This window comes from Acetomicrobium sp. UBA5826 (assembly GCF_002433005.1).
Classification (GTDB): domain Bacteria; phylum Synergistota; class Synergistia; order Synergistales; family Acetomicrobiaceae; genus Acetomicrobium.
The window spans coordinates 152-15,994 of record NZ_DJHF01000027.1 but is presented as its reverse complement, the minus strand read 5'-3'; the positions used below and the strand labels follow the sequence as shown (position 1 = coordinate 15,994).

The window sequence follows — 15,843 nt, the reverse complement described above, 5'->3', positions numbered from 1 at the left end:
GAAGGGAAGTTTAATTGAAATATCTGGATTCATTTGAGGTCGTAAAATTAGTCGAAGAGTTATGTATAGAGGCCAACATTCGTCTTCCGGAGGATGTGGAATACGGCTTAGTTAAGGCAAAAGAACACGAACAGTCCCTCTATGGACAGGCCGTCCTGGACGATCTGCTTCAAAACGTTGAGATCGCTCGGAAAGAAAAAATGCCCCTCTGTCAAGACTGCGGGATGACCGTAGTCTTTGTGGATTGGGGGCAGGAGGTTCTTCTGGTCGGCAAAAGCCTGCAGGAATCGGTCGATGAGGGCGTGCGAAGGGCGTATCTCGGATCTTACCTTAGAAGGTCGGTAGTAAGCGATCCCCTGTACGACAGGAAAAACACAGGCGACAACACGCCGGCCGTCGTGCATTTGAGGTTCGTCGAAGGAAGCGAAGTGAAAATTACAGTGGTTCCCAAGGGCATGGGAAGCGAAAACGCCTCGGCCCTGGCCATGCTGTCTCCGGGCGAAGGAGAAGAGGGCGTGATCGATTTCGTTAAAGACGTCGTTGCAAGAAAGGGCCAGAATGCCTGTCCCCCTCTCGTGGTGGGAGTGGGAATCGGGGGAAACTTTGAAAGTGCACCCATATTAGCCAAGAGAGCGCTGCTTCGGCCGATTGGCTGCAGAAACGCCGACGAACGATATGCCGGGTTGGAAGAAAAGATGCTTCGCCATGTGAACGAGTTGGGCTTGGGCCCAGGCGGATATGGAGGAAAGGTGACCGTCCTTGACGTTCTGGCAGAGTTCATGCCCACCCACATAGCGGGTCTTCCCGTGGCGGTTAATATTTCCTGTAACGCTACCAGGCATGCCGGCGGTCGTCTGAAAGGAAGAGAGCTTTAAGATGAAGGGCAGGAAAGTTCGAACGCCACTCGAGGAAGATATCGTTAAGGATTTGCACGTTGGCGAAAGGGTGCTGCTGTCAGGCGTTATATACACCGCACGCGATGCTGCCCACAAGAGGATGGCAGAGACCTTGAAGAGGGGCGAAAATCCTCCCTTCGACCTTCGGGGGCAGGTTATTTACTATGCAGGACCTGCTCCGGCCCCACCGGGCGTCCCGATCGGTTCCATAGGCCCGACCACAAGCGGGAGAATGGACAGATACACGCCCATGCTTCTAGAGATGGGGTTGAAGGGCATGATCGGAAAGGGGCGAAGGAACCCGGAGGTCATTGCCGCCATCAGAGCAAATGGGGCAGTATATTTTGGGGCGACGGGCGGTGCGGCAGCGCTTCTTGCCAAAAGGGTGAAGGCCTCCAGGGTTATAGCTTACGAAGACCTCGGACCGGAGGCAATTTACGAATTGCTGGTCGAGGACTTCCCGCTGCTGGTGGTCGCAGACAGTGAGGGCAACGACCTGTATGAGATTGGGCCAGGGCAGTGGTCGTCTTCCCGCGGAGAAAGGATAGGCGAAGACAGATGAAGGGCGAAAACTACAGAGCAAAGATAGGGATCACTTTGGGAAGCGGCGCGGCAAGGGGGTGGGCCCATATAGGCGTCTTGAAGGCCTTGGAAGAGAGGGGGATATACCCTGATATCGTTTGCGGCTGCTCCATGGGAGCTTTGATCGGGGGTTTTTACGCGGCTTCTAAGCTCGATGCTCTCGAGGAAGCTTCCGGCTCCTGGAGCAAGATGGGTATGTTCAGGATGTTGGGACGGCTGATCTTTCGTGGTGGTTTTTTCGACAACGACGGCATAATGAAATGGCTTCGAGATGCCTTGGGAGATGTTATGATCGAGGATCTGCCTGTGAAGTTCGGCGCCGTCGCAGTAGATCTTTCCACCGGGATGGAGCTTTGGTTTACCGAAGGAGACCTCGTAGATGCGATTATGGCAAGCATTTCTGCCCCGGGCATGTTGATTCCCTATCAAAAAAGGGGACTGCTTTTGGGGGACGGTGCATTGGCTAACCCCGTCCCCGTGTCTTTATGCAGGGCTTTGGGCGCCGATATAGTTGTAGCCGTAGACCTGAACGGAGAGAGGGTTGGGAGGTATTTCGGCCCTCATTGGGGTTTGCCCGAAAGGTCCGGCAACTTTACAAACGATGACGAGGGCCAGAGGATGCCTCATTTCCTGGAAGTTCTCGCCGTATCCAGCCAAATCATTCAAACCAGGTTGACCAGACATCGCCTGGCGGCTGACCCTCCCGACCTTCTCATCTCCCCCAAGGTAAAAAACGTCCGCATGTTAGAATTCGATAAATCTTCCGTCGCCATCGCCGAAGGCAAGAAGGCGGTAGAAAGGAACCTGTCGGCCATTGGGGAGTTGTTCGAATAGGGGGTGGCCTATATGGCCAAAGCGTTGAGCCTGTTGATTTTATGTTACTTCATAGGCAGCATCCCCTGGAGCGCGATTGTTGCCAGGTTTTTTAGCGGGCCTTCGGTGGACCTTACAAAAGAGGGGACAAAGAATGTGGGAGCCACCAATGTGTGGATTTTATCCGGTCCTGCCGCGGGCTGTCTCGCAGTCCTGGGCGACGCGGCAAAGGGCGGTTTTGCCGTCTTGATGGCCAGGTGGGCCGGGCTTTCCGCCTTTTTGTGGCCAATGTGTGCATGGATGGCCGTCTTGGGCCATACGTGGTCAATTTTTCTGCGTTTCAAGGGAGGCAGGGGAGCGTCAGCTACTGTGGGAGCCTTTGTGGCTTTGATGCCCTTGGAGGCGATGATCTCCGGCCTGATGGTGGCAACCGCCCTTTTGACCTTTGGCGGATGCCTGCTTTTGTCACTGGCTACGCTTTGGCCTTTTTGTATTTTGGTGTCTCTTGCAAGAGATACCGTCGATCTCAAGACGGCTTGCACGGCCACCTTTTTGGTCCTGTGGGTACTGGTATTCGGATGGAAGCGCCTTTCTAATGACCTTAACGATTTTGCCAAGGCAATGGAACGGCATTTGGTAAGGCGAAAATTATACAGATATTCCGCTTTGGTATTTCCTGCATTCTTCTATCCTGTGTTCGGTTACGCTACATATCGCAGCGCACTCTTTGCCTTTGCAGCCCTTGCCGTTTTTGTGGAGTTTCTGAGGTTTCGCAAACCGCAAGTAAACGAATATGTGAAGTCCCTCTTTGCCCCCGTCGGAAGAGCGCAGGAAGCAGAACACCTTTCCTCTACGACGATGTTTTTAGCAGGATCGGCTTTGGCCACTCTTTTCCCGGACCCGCTGGGCGTTATCGCCATGATCATGTTGATCCTGGGAGACGCCTGGGCGGCCCTTTGCGGTTCCCGCTTTGGGAAAAGGCCATTGATCGAAGGCAAAACCTTGGAGGGAAGCGTCGGCTGTTTTATTGCATGTTTTCTCTCCTGTCTTTTAGTGAGCAAATTGTTATTTCTTCCTCTGCCAATCTTAGCGGTAGCAATTGCCTCTCTTGTCACCACCGTGATAGAGAGCGTAACACCCAAGGGACTCGACAATTTTACTATGGCTCCAGCTGCTGCTTTGGTCCTGTTTCTTTTCTCCGGAGGTTTTTAATCCTTTCTGTCATATTCCCCGCTAAAGGTTATAAAGATGAAGCGTTTAGCCTTGACAATTGTCCATTTGAAATGTAGCATCTCAATATGAAGGATATCCTTCATATATTTTACGAAGAGGTAGCTTGTACATCAATGTATACGTTACTATAATGTGTTTTTTACAAATCGAACCCCGGAGGCGAGAGAAATGGGTGGCAAGGTTTTTCAGCGCAATTTCAAGGCGATTATGCCAAGGGTAGTGAAGGGTGAGGGGATATACCTTTACGATGAAGAAGGAAAACGTTATCTCGATGGTTGCAGTGGGGCCTTGATCTCCAACTTAGGCCATGGTGTTCCTGAAATTATCGACGCAATAACCGAGCAGCTGAAAACTATAGAATTTGCCCACACTTCGCGATGGCGTAGCGCTGCATTGGAAGAGGCGGCCGAAGAAGTCGCAAACATAGCTCCCGAAGGGCTGGATTATGTATGGTTTGTGAGCGGCGGAAGCGAAGCCGTAGAATCCGCGATCAAGCTGGCGCGTCAGTATTTCGTCGAAAGAGACGGCGTCAGCACTTCTAAAGCACTTGTCGTAGCCAGATGGAATTCCTATCATGGAAGTACAATTGGTACCATGGCAGTCGGAGGTAGCATACCCCGACGTCGCATCTACTCTCCGCTCTTCAAAGAGTACCCAAAGATCGTGGCTCATTACTGTTATCGCTGTCCCTTTGGCAAAAAATACCCCGGGTGTGGCATTGCCTGCGCCCATCAGCTAGAGGACATCATAAAAAATATCGGCTCCCAATATATCTCTGCCTTCATAGCCGAGCCCATGGTCGGTTCTGCCATTGGGGCGTTGGTACCACCCGACGAATACTGGCCTATAGTTCGTGAAATATGCGACCGTTATGACATTTTGCTCATCGCCGACGAAGTAATGACGGGCTTCGGCAGAACCGGTGCCAACTTCTGCGTGAACCACTGGAACGTAACCCCTGACATAATCGCAACGGCGAAGGGCATGGCCGCCGGTTATGTCCCCACGGGTGGAATCATCATTAGAAATGAGATCGCCGAGACAATACGCAACGGAAGCGGTGCCTTTGTCCATGGCCACACCTACAACGGAAACCCAGTAAGCGGTGCTGCTACGGCTGCCGTCATACGATATATGAAAAAGCACGATTTAGTAACTAACACTCGCCTTCAGGGCGAAAAACTTGGCAGGGGCCTTAAAGAGATAGAGGCTTCCAATCCAATAGTGGGAGATGTAAGAGGAAGGGGGCTTATGTGGGGCGTAGAGCTGGTCATGGACAAAGAAAGCAAAAAGCCATTCCCTAAAAGCAAAGGCGCTGCCGCGTTGGCGATGAAGGAATGCCTCGATAGGGGGCTTGTCATCTATCCGGGCGGAGGGATGGTGGACGGTATAGATGGCGACAACTTCCTCATAGGTCCTCCTCTCGTCATAACCGCCGAGCAGGTAGATGAATTGTTGAACAAGTTAGAAGAAGGATTAGCGGCAACGGCTGAAAAGTTGCTTTAAAGAGCCCCTTTGGGTTTAAGTTGCCCATAGGTATAGAGTGATTAGTTAATTTTGATGTGTCAAAAAAAAATAAACAAGAGGGAGGAGAGAAGATTATGAAAAGAAGGACGTTATTGGCAGTTGCTTTGTTATCTTTGGTAGCCTTTGTGGGTACAGCTTACGCCGTCACTTATATCACCATAGCATCAGGAGGGATTGGAGGTACATACTATCCCTTAGGAGGGGTTATGGCGGAAATTTTGACAAAGGCCGGCATCGACGTAAAAGCCACATCCAGGGCTACTTCCGCGTCGAGGGAAAATTGTCGCCTTGTGGCCTCAGGTAGAGCGCATATAGGGATGTCCATGGGCTCCACGCTCTACCAAGCCTACACTGGAACGGAGGCCTTTGAAGAAGACGGTGCTTTGCCCCTGCGAATACTAATGCATATGTATCCGGCGCCTCATCACATCGTGACGACAAAAGGCACGGGAATAACCAAGTTCGAGGACATTATTGGTAAAAAAGTTTCCGTCGGCGCGCCCGGCGGAGGTGACCAGGTTCTTACGAACATGATCTTGGAAGCGGCAGGAATAGATCCGAATAAGGACATTAAAAAACAACAGCTGACTCAACCTGAGGGCGTAATGGCCCTTAAAGACGGAAATGTGGATGTAGTCTTTTGGAACTTCGCCACACCCGGGTCTGCGGTGCTGGAAGTGGCCGCTGTTCGCGATATAGTCATGATACCCATTCCACAGGATGTCGTCGATAAGGTAGTAGAGAAATTTCCCTTCATGTTTCCCTATAAGATCCCCAAAGGAACCTATCCAGGTCAAGAAGAAGACGTCCTCACCGTGGCCGACGGTAACTTCCTGGCTGTTAACAAGGACATGGATGAAGAACTGGCCTACAAGCTCGTCAAGACCATCATAGAAAATAGGGAAGAGATCATGCAATCCATTCCACAGGCCGAGCATTTTGTCCCCGAAGAAGCAAGCATTGCTATTATACCTGTCCATCCGGGGGCCGCAAAATACTTTAAAGAGCACGGCATAGAGGTACCTGTAGAATAAGAACAATTCAGAGGCCCAGCCGGCGGTATATCGGTTGGGCCAATTTTTCCTTCACAGTAAAGGGGGCATTTTTATGGTAACCGAGGATCGCAATAATGACCCTAAAATATCTTCATCCCTTGATGAGCCCAACAAGACCGAGATTCTGGAAGTAGAATCAAAGGCACGTCAATTGAAAGGGTGGCAATGGTGGCTAGTGGCCGGAATTGCCATATCTGCATCATTATTTCATCTATACACTGCTTTATATGGTCTTTTGCCTGCCATGTATCAAAGGGGCGTGCACTGGATGTTTATGGGTGTCCTCCTCTTTTTGCTGTACCCCATTTCAAAGGGAAGGCCGAAGAATAAGATAGATATATGGGACTGGTGTTTCGCCATCCTTTTGGCCATAGGTTGTTTAAACATACTTATAAATTGGGACGCCATATCTCAACGCGAAGGGATGCCAACCTCATCCGATATATATCTTGGCGTAATGATGATAATTTTGGTCATCGAGGGAGCGAGGCGTTCAATGGGTTGGCCTTTGCCAATTGTCGCCATAGTTACTCTGATATACGCCCTTTTCGGTCCCTATTTCCCTGGGCTTTTAGGTCATGGAGGATTTCCTCTCAAGGAGCTCGCTCCCTTCGAATATCTTCGCACCGACGGCATTTTCGGCGTTCCCTTAGGCGTTTCTGCCTCATTCATATTTCTCTTCGTTTTGTTTGGCGCTTTTTTAAGCTCCTCAGGGGCAGGCAAGTTTTTTATCGATTTAGCCGTTGCTCTCACCGGTCGAAGCCAGGGAGGTCCCGGCAAGGCGGCGGTCATCGCAAGCGGTTTAATGGGGACCGTCTCAGGAAGTTCCGTTGCCAATGCAGTTACAACGGGGGCTTTTACAATTCCCCTTATGAAGCAGTCGGGTTATAAAAACGAATTTGCCGGAGCCGTCGTCGCAGCTGCATCTACGGGAGGGCAGGTCATGCCTCCCGTTATGGGGGCGGCAGCATTTATCATGGCCCAATTTTTAGGCGTTTCTTATTGGGAAATAGTTGTAGCGGCAGCTGTGCCGGCCACTTTATATTTCGCCTCGATATGGTTTATGGTGCATTTCCGTTCGGGAAGAATTGGATTACAAAAATTCAGCGCTGAAAACATGCCAAAGCTTAAAATTGTCTTAAAAGAAGGATGGCATTTGCTCTTGCCGATAGTAACGCTTGTCATCTTTTTAGCCCTGGGTTATTCGCCCGTAAAAGCTGTCTTCTGGTCTTTGGTGCTTTTGGTTGTGGTGTCCTGGGGAGGCAAGAAAGAATATCGCATGACACCAAAAAGAATAGTAGATGCCTTGATAAACGGTGCCATTGGAGCAGTGGAAGTTGCTGCAGCTTGTGCTTGTTCGGGATTAATCATCGGAGTTATCGGCATTACCGGTGTGGGGCTTGCCTTTTCTTCATTCGTGTTGAGCCTCTCTCACGGGATCCTTCCCTTTGCCCTGATACTCACCATGATTGGCTCGATCATACTCGGCATGGGAGTGCCGACGACGGCTCAGTACATTATTACTTCTACCCTTGCTGCTCCTGCATTGGCGCAGATGGGCGTTCCAATGTTTTCGGCTCACCTTTTTTGTCTTTATTTTGGAGTTTTGGCAGATGTCACACCACCCGTTGCTTTGGCTACCTATGCCGCTTCGGGCATAGCTAAATCTAATCCCATGAAGACCGGTTTTACTGCGTTAGCTACCGCTGCGGCCGGTTTTTTGGTCCCCTATATGTTCGTATACAATCCTTACTTGCTTTTAAAGGGAGACATATTGCACATCATATTGGGCTGTGTAACGGCGATACTGGCAGTCATTGCCTTATCTGCAGGAATACAGGGCTATTTCCTTTCGAAGCTCAACATTATCGAAAGACTCGCTTTTATGATACTACCCTTCGGAATAATATATCCTTCTTTATTGGCCAATTTGTTGGCCGTAACGGTTATCGCGGTAGTTTTCTTGCTTCAAAAGGTTCGCTTAAAGCAATATGTCGTATAAATATACGGATAAATATTTGCCCATTGGGGCAGGGAGGTGCAATATTTTGGCTAAAAAGGTAATAAAGCCTGTCTTATCGGCGGCGGAGGCCGTGAAATGCATCAAGCCAGGAATGAGCGTAATAATAGGTGGATTTAATTACGGAGGCATTCCCTATACTTTGGTCGACGCATTGGTGGAGTCCGGCGTTGGGGAATTAACCCTGATAGCGAACGACACTGCTTACGAAGATGTGGGGCATGGGAAATTAGTCGCGAATGGACAGGTAAAAAAGGTCGTTGCTTCCCACGTTGGACTTAACAAAAAGACTGGGCAGTTTTACATGGAGGGGAAGCTGGAACTGGAACTCTGTCCCCAGGGGACTTTTGTAGAGAGGATAAGAGCAGGTGGCTTCGGTTTGGGCGGCATACTTACTCCAACGGGAGTAGGCACTGTAGTGGAGGAAGGAAAGCAGGTCCTGGAGATAGATGGAAAGAAGTACCTTCTGGAGCTCCCTCTCAGGGCCAATGTAGCCTTAATAAGAGCATATCAAGCAGACAGAATGGGAAACCTTACATATTTTGGTACCAACAGAAATTTCAACCCTATAATGGCTACCGCTGCCGATTATGTGGTAGCGGAAGTGGACAGCGTGCTGGAAGTGGGAGAGCTGGATCCCAATGAGATCGTGACCCCGGGAATTTTAATAGATGCATTAGTCGTAAAGGGGGATAACTATTATGCCAATAGAACTTAATGAAGAGATGGTTAGACAAAGGATAGCCCGCCGCATAGCTAGGGAATTTCACGATGGCGATGTTGTGAACCTGGGCATCGGAATACCTACCCTAGTTTCCGACTATATCCCCGAAGATGTGCGGGTTATCTTTCAAACGGAAAATGGAGCTGTTGGCGCAGGACGGGCACCGGACAAACCCGATCTCAGGTTCATAGGTGCAGGAGGCAGACCGCTTACCATACTGCCCGGAGGTTGTTTCGTGGCCAGCGATTTAAGTTTTGGCCTCATTCGAGGAGGGCATGTGGACGCTACGGTTTTAGGTGCCCTCCAGGTGAGCCAAGAAGGAGATCTTGCGAACTGGATGGTGCCCGGCAAAATCGTGCCGGGCATGGGCGGTGCCATGGACTTGGTGGTTGGAGCGCGCAGGGTCATCATCGCCACGACGCATACCACCAAGAAGGGTGAGGCCAAGATATTGAGAAAGTGCACCCTGCCTTTGACTGCCAAGGGCGTGGTAAAACTAATAGTGACTGAATTTGCAGTATTTTCCATCGAGAAAGGACAAATGAAATTACTCGAGATAGCCCCCGAAGTCACCCTGGAGGATATAAAAGCAATGACTGACGCGGACTTTACTGTGGTTGATCCTCTCATCACCATGCAGGGAACAGAGGAGGAAAAGGCATGAAAAGGGTAGTTATACTGAGCGCATGCAGGACCGCGGGAGGCAAGTTCGGCGGCGGATTATCAAGGTTTGAGGCTTCGGATCTGGGAGCCATAGCTATCAAAGAGGCTGTAAAGCGCAGCGGAGTGGCAATAGAGGATATAGAGGAAGTTATAATGGGTAACGGTTGGCAAGCAGGCGTGGGGGCAAATCCTGCCAGGATTGCAATGTTCAAAGCCGGGTTACCTCAAAAAATTCCTGCTTTCACTGTCAACATTCGTTGCGGATCGGGCATAAGGACGATAATGCTCGGCGCCGACCGTATACGTTTGGGCGATGCTAAAGTTATAGTTGGAGGAGGGATGGAGAGCGCTTCCAACGTCCCCTATATTTTGCCGGAGGCCAGGTGGGGCATGAGGATGGGAGATAAAAATGCCCTGGACGTGCTTCAAAAGGACGGTTTTTTATGTCCCCTTGCAGGGATGTTGATGGGAGAAGCCACCGAAAGTTTGGCTGAGGAGTTTCACATCACGAGAGAAGAACAGGACGAATTTTCTTTAAACAGCCACAGAAAGGCCTGCAAAGCGACGGAGGAAGGACTTTTTAAGGACGAGATCGTTCCTCTGTCTTATAAGGACAGGAAGAAAGGCGAAATAGTTATCGATAAGGACGAGATCCCCCGGCCTGACACGAGCATGGAAGCATTGGCCAAGCTTCCGCCCGTATTTAAAGAAGGAGGGACCATCACTGCCGGTTCGAGTTCCGCTTTGTGCGATGCGGGAAGCGCCCTCGTTATAGCAGATGAAGATTTTGCGAAGGTCAACGGTTTGGAGCCCATGGCCGAAATCCTTGGATATGCGGCGGTAGCGCTCGAAGCCGAGCGATTTGGCCTGTCTCCCACTTTGGCGATCCCGAAAGCGCTTGAAAGAGCGGGGTTATCCCTGGATGATATGGATTTAATAGAAATTAACGAGGCTTTTGCGGCTCAGGTCATAGCCTGCCACCGCGTCATGCCCTTCGATATGGAAAAATTAAACGTCCACGGCGGTGCCATAGCTCTGGGACACCCCATCGGAGCTACGGGGGCTAAGATACTCACTACCTTGCTTTATGCTTTGCGAAATCATGATAAGGAGTTGGGAGTTGCAAGTGCCTGCATTGGCGGCGGTCAGGGAGTTGCCATTGTCGTTCGACGCTTGAAGTAAAATATAGGAGAATTGTAAAATGAAAAAGCGGGGCATTATGCGATTATAATAAGCGTCATGCCCCGCTTTAATATTAGTCGCAAGGAGAGATGATTGGTTGCCTCTAAGGGAAATAATTCAAAGCAAGATGGAGCAATTGCCCAGAGGCCAGAAAGCGGTGGCACTTTATGTCCTGGAGCATGCCCGTGAGGCCGTTAGCCTTACCGCCTCTGAATTGGGCAAAGTCGTTGGCGTTAGCGAAGCCACGGTCATAAGGTTTGCCTGTTCTCTGGGTTTCCCCGGTTACCCGGAGTTCAGGGAGGCTTTGCAGGAATCGTTGTTGGACCAGCTTAAGGCTTTGGAAAGGCATCAGCTTTACCAGACGGTAGGCGAGGGAAACAACTTTATTCAAAGCGTCCTTCGTCAGGATCTTCAAAAGGGAATAAATATCCTGGCTACTCTGGACGACAGACCAATAGAGGACCTTGCCCGGGCAATTTGCGGGTCATCTTGCATAAATATCGTAGGGCTTAGAAGCGCTAAGGGGCTGGCCTACTACTTTAGTGCTTACCTTTCTTGGTTTATCCCAGAAACTCATGTGCTGAATGCCGATATGTTCCTGGAAAATGTCATTAATGCAAGGGGCGATAGCCTCTTTATAGGAATAAGCTTTCCCCGCTACACGAAAAGGACTGTTCAGTGTTTGGCATTAGCACGTGAATTGGGAAAGAAGACGGCTGCCATAACGGATTCCCCCTTAAGTCCTCTTGCGCCCCATGCCGATATTTTGGTCTATGCGCCCTGTTCTCATATTTCCTTCATCGATTCCTTTGTAATACCCGTTGGACTCGTCAATGCAGTTCTTTTAAAGGTGGCCGATAACTTAGGAGAGCTCACTACAAAGCGGTTGCAGGAGCTCGAAAGAGCTTGGGACCAATATGGAGTTTACGAAGACCGAGAGTAAGAGAAAATGGATTTTATTGCCCCTCCCGACAGGGAGGGGTTTTGTTTTAAGAAAGAAGGCGCATTAATGAAACAATTACAATTTCTTGAAACACTGGAAAAATTGACGATTAAGTATTATAATCGGCAACTAATTTATGATAAAGATGAAAGGGAGTGGTGTCATTGGGAGAAAATTATAACAAGGTTACACCAGAAATTATTGCAGAGCTTAAGAACATTATAGGACCGGATAACGTAGCAACAGATGAGTCAGCCATAGAGGCCTATTCCTACGATGAATCGGGCAAGGTCTATGCCAGGATGCCGGATGTGGTGGTAAAACCTGAGAATGCTCAGCAGGTATCTAGCGTGATGAAGCTGGCCAACAGGGAAAGAATACCCGTTACGGCAAGGGGTGCGGGAAGCGGGATCGCCGGAGGTGCCATTCCCATAGAGGGCGGGATAGTTCTCTCCCTTGAGAGGATGAACAGGGTGCTTGAGATAGACAAGATAAACCGAGTCGCCGTAGTCGAGCCGGGCGTGGTCACCAACGACTTATGTCAGATGGTCCTGAAGGAGGGCCTCATGTATGCAGGATACCCCATGAGCACGGAGACGAGCTTCATAGGGGGCAACATCGCCACCAATGCCGGAGGGGCCAAGGTCATCAGATACGGGAGCACGAGGCGACACGTCCTTGGAATCGAGGTCGTGCTTCCCACGGGAGACGTACTGGAGCTTGGCGGCAGGATAAGAAAGCAGACCTGGGGCTACGACCTGCTTCAAATCATCATAGGCTCCGAGGGGACGCTTGGGGTGGTCACCAAGGCCATATTAAACCTGGAGCCGGCACCGGGAGACACCGTCACCTTTCTCGCGCCCTTCCCATCAATCGAGGAGGCCGTCGAGGCAGTCGCTGCAATTTTAAGAGCTGGAGTGGTGCTAATGGCCTGCGAGTTCATGGACCAGCTCTCCGCGAAATGTGCCACCCAGTACCACAACACTACGTTTCCCATGCAGGATGAGGCGAAGGCCTTCCTCATAATCCAGGTGGAGGGACAGACGCCCGAACAGCTGGATATGTACATCGAAAAGGTGGGCGAGACCTGCCTGGAACACGGTGCCATGGAAGTCTTCACAGCCGAAAGCAGCACGGAGTCGCGGAACATCTGGAAGGTAAGGGAAAGCTTCGCAGAGGCCGTACGCGCTGTGGATCCCAACGCTTCACTTAGCGGAGACATGGTCGTACCTATGTCCAAGATATCGGAGATGGTTAAGGCCGTAGAAGAGGCAGCCAAGAAATACGACATTACGATCGCCCTGGGAGGCCATATCGCCGACGGCAATATCCACCCCTTGTTTTTTAAGCCCGACCGCATCCCTCTTGAGGAATGGCCTGATTTTGTAGAGAACATAGTCGAGGAGCTCATTGGGGTGGCCATAAGCTTGGGAGGAGTCGGAAGCGGCGAGCACGGCGTAGGTTTCTTAAAGAAGCATACCTTCATGAAATACGAGGCAAAAAGCAAGCTGGAGGTGATGCGAGGGATAAAAAGGGCCTTCGACCCCAACGGGATCTTAAACCCAGGCAAGCTCTTTGAATGATTTAAATAGTTTTAGCATCTGCAATAATATTCTGAGAGATAAGAGTAAGAGGTGATGAAATATGACGAAGGGGACAGGGACGAGGGCTGCTGCGCTTTCGTTGGCCTTTGTATGGTTTACGACACATTTTGGCGGTGGTTTTTCTTCGGGCAGGCAATTGGTTGATTTCTACGTATCATATGGCTGGTATGCCATATTCACACCCTTTATTGCCCTGACGATAATGGCATTTGTCTATTATTTCGCCTGGAAGGGCTCGGTCGTTCATCGGGCTTTCGACTATCATTCCTGGGGGAAGAAGTTTTACGGACGTTACAGTGTTGTTTTCGGGACGGCAAACTCCATAATGTACAACCTGATCCTGCTTACTGCCACATCCGTAGCCTTTGCAACGGGAGGGTCGGTTCTGAAGGAGCTTTTCGGCTCTCCCTATGTCTTAAATACCATTATAATTGCGGTTTTAATACTTTTGCTTACCATATTTGGCGCAGAGGTGGTAAGACGCGCCGCGACGGTTATGGCCGTTTTGATAATAGGCGGTATGGTGGCAGTTTATGCCACTAACCTTGTGGTAAATTTCCCGCTATTAAAACAGGTAATTCTTCAAGCCCCTTCTCCCAAGGGAGCAGGAGGAGCCGTATGGAAAGCGATTACCTATGCGGGCTTTCAGGTTTGCCTCATAGGGGCTTTTGTATCTGTTGCCGATGTGCTTAAAACAAAACAAGATGTCTTTAGAGCTTCTCTTTACGGTTTTATCGTAAATGCTGTCATTTTATGGCTGGCAACTGCGGGGGCATTGACACATTATCCTGCCATAAACAACGAAGTGGTTCCCATCATTTACATAGCCCGTCATTCCGTCGGAGAGGGGGCAGCCGGTGGAATAGTATCGGGGCTCATACTTTTGGCTGTCATATCTACGGGGGTCAGTTGCGTTTACGGTGGAGCTAAAAGGATCGTTGTGGCGCTGCAGGAGCGTTTAGGCGACAAGGCTACGGCTAAGGGAGCCAGGGCCACGCACATCATGTCCTCACTGGTATATGTGGCGGTAACGTGGGCTATTGCGCTTTTTGGCCTTCTTCCGTTGATCTCCAAAGGTTACGGCACCCTTGGGGTGCTTGCTATTCCTCTTATCATCATTCCTGTATTGGTGAAGGGCTTTTCAGAGACAGAACCGAAGGCGATCCCTGCCACCGAAGTGGTGACCAAATAAAACCTGAAAATGCCTAACATAAAAGCCCTACCCTTTAAAGGGTAGGGCTTTTATGTTAGCTGGCGGCGCTTTTTAAATTACCTCGAGTGCAATCCCGTGGCGGCTACGAAGGAAAATCCTCTCTTGGTGAGCTCCTCGGCCGTGCGGTTTAATGCGATGTGCTTGTAGATATAGTTTTGCTCCAATTTTTTGAGGTCTCCGGCCTCCTCAACCTCGGCCTTGGCCCTGAAGTAGTCGAGTATGTCGGAAGGATGATCGAGCTTTTCCTCGTCTTCCGGATCGCCGCCTTCGTGCTTGGCAGATATATTTGGTATCCCCTGCTCGACGGCGATGAGCAGGTCCTCCCTGCGGCAGTAGGGCTGTATGATGATGCTTTTATAAGCCTCCGTTATGTGGTGTTCTATCCTTACCTTATCCTCGAGGCCCATTTCCCTTCGCATCCTGGCCATGTCTAGGAAGGTCTTTACGTTTACGGAGTTTGCAAGATTTATCCCCGACAGGGCAGTGGATCCGTCCTCTCGGGCCAGCAGCTTCGCAAGGGCGAATATGATAAAGAGGTAGTAGGGGTTGTCCGTTCCCATGAAGACGGAGATCTTGAATTTTATGTCTACTCCCAACCTGTAGAGTATCAGCCCAGCCAGCACCGAACCGGGGTTGATGTTCAATACCTCACGGACCCCGTAGTTGGTAGCGTAATATAAGTATTCGTCTACCCACTGAACAGGGTGGTCGTTGGGTTGACCCACGCCCGTGAAATAGCCCGTTATGGTCTCAGGTCCTCCCAAGTGTATGTTGGATCCGTCCGTTCCCTTTGTGTCCAGGGTCTCGACCCAGCTCGCCCCGGCTATCTGGGCAGCGGCTGCGACGGCCATAATGTCGCCCTTATCCTGCTCCTGCTCCTTCATGTTTCTTACCCTAATGAAACGTCCTGGCATTAGCTCGCGCTTTTCGATAGCCCTTTTTGCCTCGCTTATGAACCAGGGGAAGTACTGCAGTGCGCTTATCTCCAAGGTCGGGGCAGTGGATTCGTCGAACTGCATTGTTTTGGCTTTCTCTCCCAAGACCTTTTCCCGAAACTCGCTTATGGACACGAAGGCCCTCTTTTCCTTTTGTTCCATGAGCCATTCCAGGTCCTTGAGGTAAGGCGAATTTATCCTGCTCAAGCGCTGGAGAAGGTTGGAGACCTTCCTCGCCTCGCAGGCCCTTTCGTTTATCTCGCAGGGCGAACCGTATTTTTTTATGACGTTGGCTATATCTCTCACTAGCTTGCTCTCGGGGTTTGCCAAGTAGCAGTTCAAACCCTTTAACGCCTCCTGACACAACATTTCTCCGCAACTCATGACAGCAACCTCCCTATCTCTAATTTCGCTTCTTTTATGACTTCTATCTTCTTAACTCCTCAAGCATCT

At 50.3% G+C, this 15,843-nt stretch carries 14 protein-coding genes; 13 read left to right on the top strand and 1 reads right to left on the bottom strand.

Annotated features, from left to right (window positions below; all coding sequences use genetic code 11):
* Positions 1-14: 14 nt before the first annotated feature.
* The 13 genes from B3N34_RS09440 (at position 15) to B3N34_RS09380 (ending at position 14,434) form a co-directional block, all read left to right on the top strand.
* Positions 15-875 (top strand): fumarate hydratase, encoded by an 861-nt coding sequence (locus B3N34_RS09440; RefSeq protein ID WP_286977542.1) that lies wholly within the window; start codon positions 15-17, stop codon positions 873-875.
* A gap of 1 nt (position 876) precedes the next feature.
* Positions 877-1,458: a Fe-S-containing hydro-lyase gene (locus tag B3N34_RS09435; RefSeq protein ID WP_273002397.1), complete on the top strand. Its 582-nt coding sequence runs from the start codon at positions 877-879 to the stop codon at positions 1,456-1,458.
* Complete coding sequence (locus B3N34_RS09430) at positions 1,455-2,312, top strand: patatin-like phospholipase family protein (protein ID WP_286977536.1); 858 nt, start codon at positions 1,455-1,457, stop codon at positions 2,310-2,312. Before B3N34_RS09435 ends, B3N34_RS09430 begins: the two co-directional genes overlap by 4 nt.
* A gap of 12 nt (positions 2,313-2,324) precedes the next feature.
* Positions 2,325-3,503 (top strand): glycerol-3-phosphate acyltransferase, encoded by a 1,179-nt coding sequence (locus tag B3N34_RS09425; RefSeq protein ID WP_286977527.1) that lies wholly within the window; start codon positions 2,325-2,327, stop codon positions 3,501-3,503.
* Positions 3,504-3,692: 189 nt separating this feature from the next.
* Positions 3,693-5,030, top strand: coding sequence for an aspartate aminotransferase family protein (locus B3N34_RS09420; RefSeq protein ID WP_286977520.1), 1,338 nt, complete (start codon positions 3,693-3,695; stop codon positions 5,028-5,030).
* 95 nt (positions 5,031-5,125) lie between these two features.
* Positions 5,126-6,085, top strand: coding sequence for a TAXI family TRAP transporter solute-binding subunit (locus tag B3N34_RS09415; RefSeq protein WP_286977517.1), 960 nt, complete (start codon positions 5,126-5,128; stop codon positions 6,083-6,085).
* Positions 6,086-6,158: 73 nt separating this feature from the next.
* Positions 6,159-8,108: a TRAP transporter permease gene (locus B3N34_RS09410; RefSeq protein WP_286977513.1), complete on the top strand. Its 1,950-nt coding sequence runs from the start codon at positions 6,159-6,161 to the stop codon at positions 8,106-8,108.
* 46 nt (positions 8,109-8,154) lie between these two features.
* On the top strand, positions 8,155-8,844 hold the full coding sequence (locus B3N34_RS09405) for a CoA transferase subunit A (RefSeq protein WP_273002392.1): 690 nt from the start codon (positions 8,155-8,157) through the stop codon (positions 8,842-8,844).
* Positions 8,828-9,514 (top strand): 3-oxoacid CoA-transferase subunit B, encoded by a 687-nt coding sequence (locus tag B3N34_RS09400; RefSeq protein WP_286977499.1) that lies wholly within the window; start codon positions 8,828-8,830, stop codon positions 9,512-9,514. Before B3N34_RS09405 ends, B3N34_RS09400 begins: the two co-directional genes overlap by 17 nt.
* The gene (locus tag B3N34_RS09395) at positions 9,511-10,695 is read left to right on the top strand and encodes a thiolase family protein (protein WP_286977497.1); all 1,185 of its coding nucleotides are present in this window, start codon (positions 9,511-9,513) and stop codon (positions 10,693-10,695) included. The genes B3N34_RS09400 and B3N34_RS09395 overlap by 4 nt, the downstream gene beginning before the upstream one ends.
* Positions 10,696-10,792: 97 nt before the next feature.
* Positions 10,793-11,638: a MurR/RpiR family transcriptional regulator gene (locus B3N34_RS09390; protein WP_286977489.1), complete on the top strand. Its 846-nt coding sequence runs from the start codon at positions 10,793-10,795 to the stop codon at positions 11,636-11,638.
* Between the two features lie 158 nt (positions 11,639-11,796).
* Complete coding sequence (locus B3N34_RS09385; protein WP_286977484.1) at positions 11,797-13,221, top strand: FAD-binding oxidoreductase; 1,425 nt, start codon at positions 11,797-11,799, stop codon at positions 13,219-13,221.
* A 61-nt stretch (positions 13,222-13,282) separates the two neighbouring features.
* The gene (locus tag B3N34_RS09380; RefSeq protein WP_286977482.1) at positions 13,283-14,434 is read left to right on the top strand and encodes a hypothetical protein; all 1,152 of its coding nucleotides are present in this window, start codon (positions 13,283-13,285) and stop codon (positions 14,432-14,434) included.
* A gap of 77 nt (positions 14,435-14,511) precedes the next feature.
* Here the strand turns inward: B3N34_RS09380 and B3N34_RS09375 are convergent, their stop codons facing one another.
* Positions 14,512-15,774 carry a hypothetical protein gene (locus B3N34_RS09375; protein ID WP_286977480.1) on the bottom strand — a complete coding sequence of 421 codons (1,263 nt, stop codon included), beginning with the start codon at positions 15,772-15,774 and terminating at the stop codon, positions 14,512-14,514.
* Between the last annotated feature and the right edge of the window lie 69 nt (positions 15,775-15,843).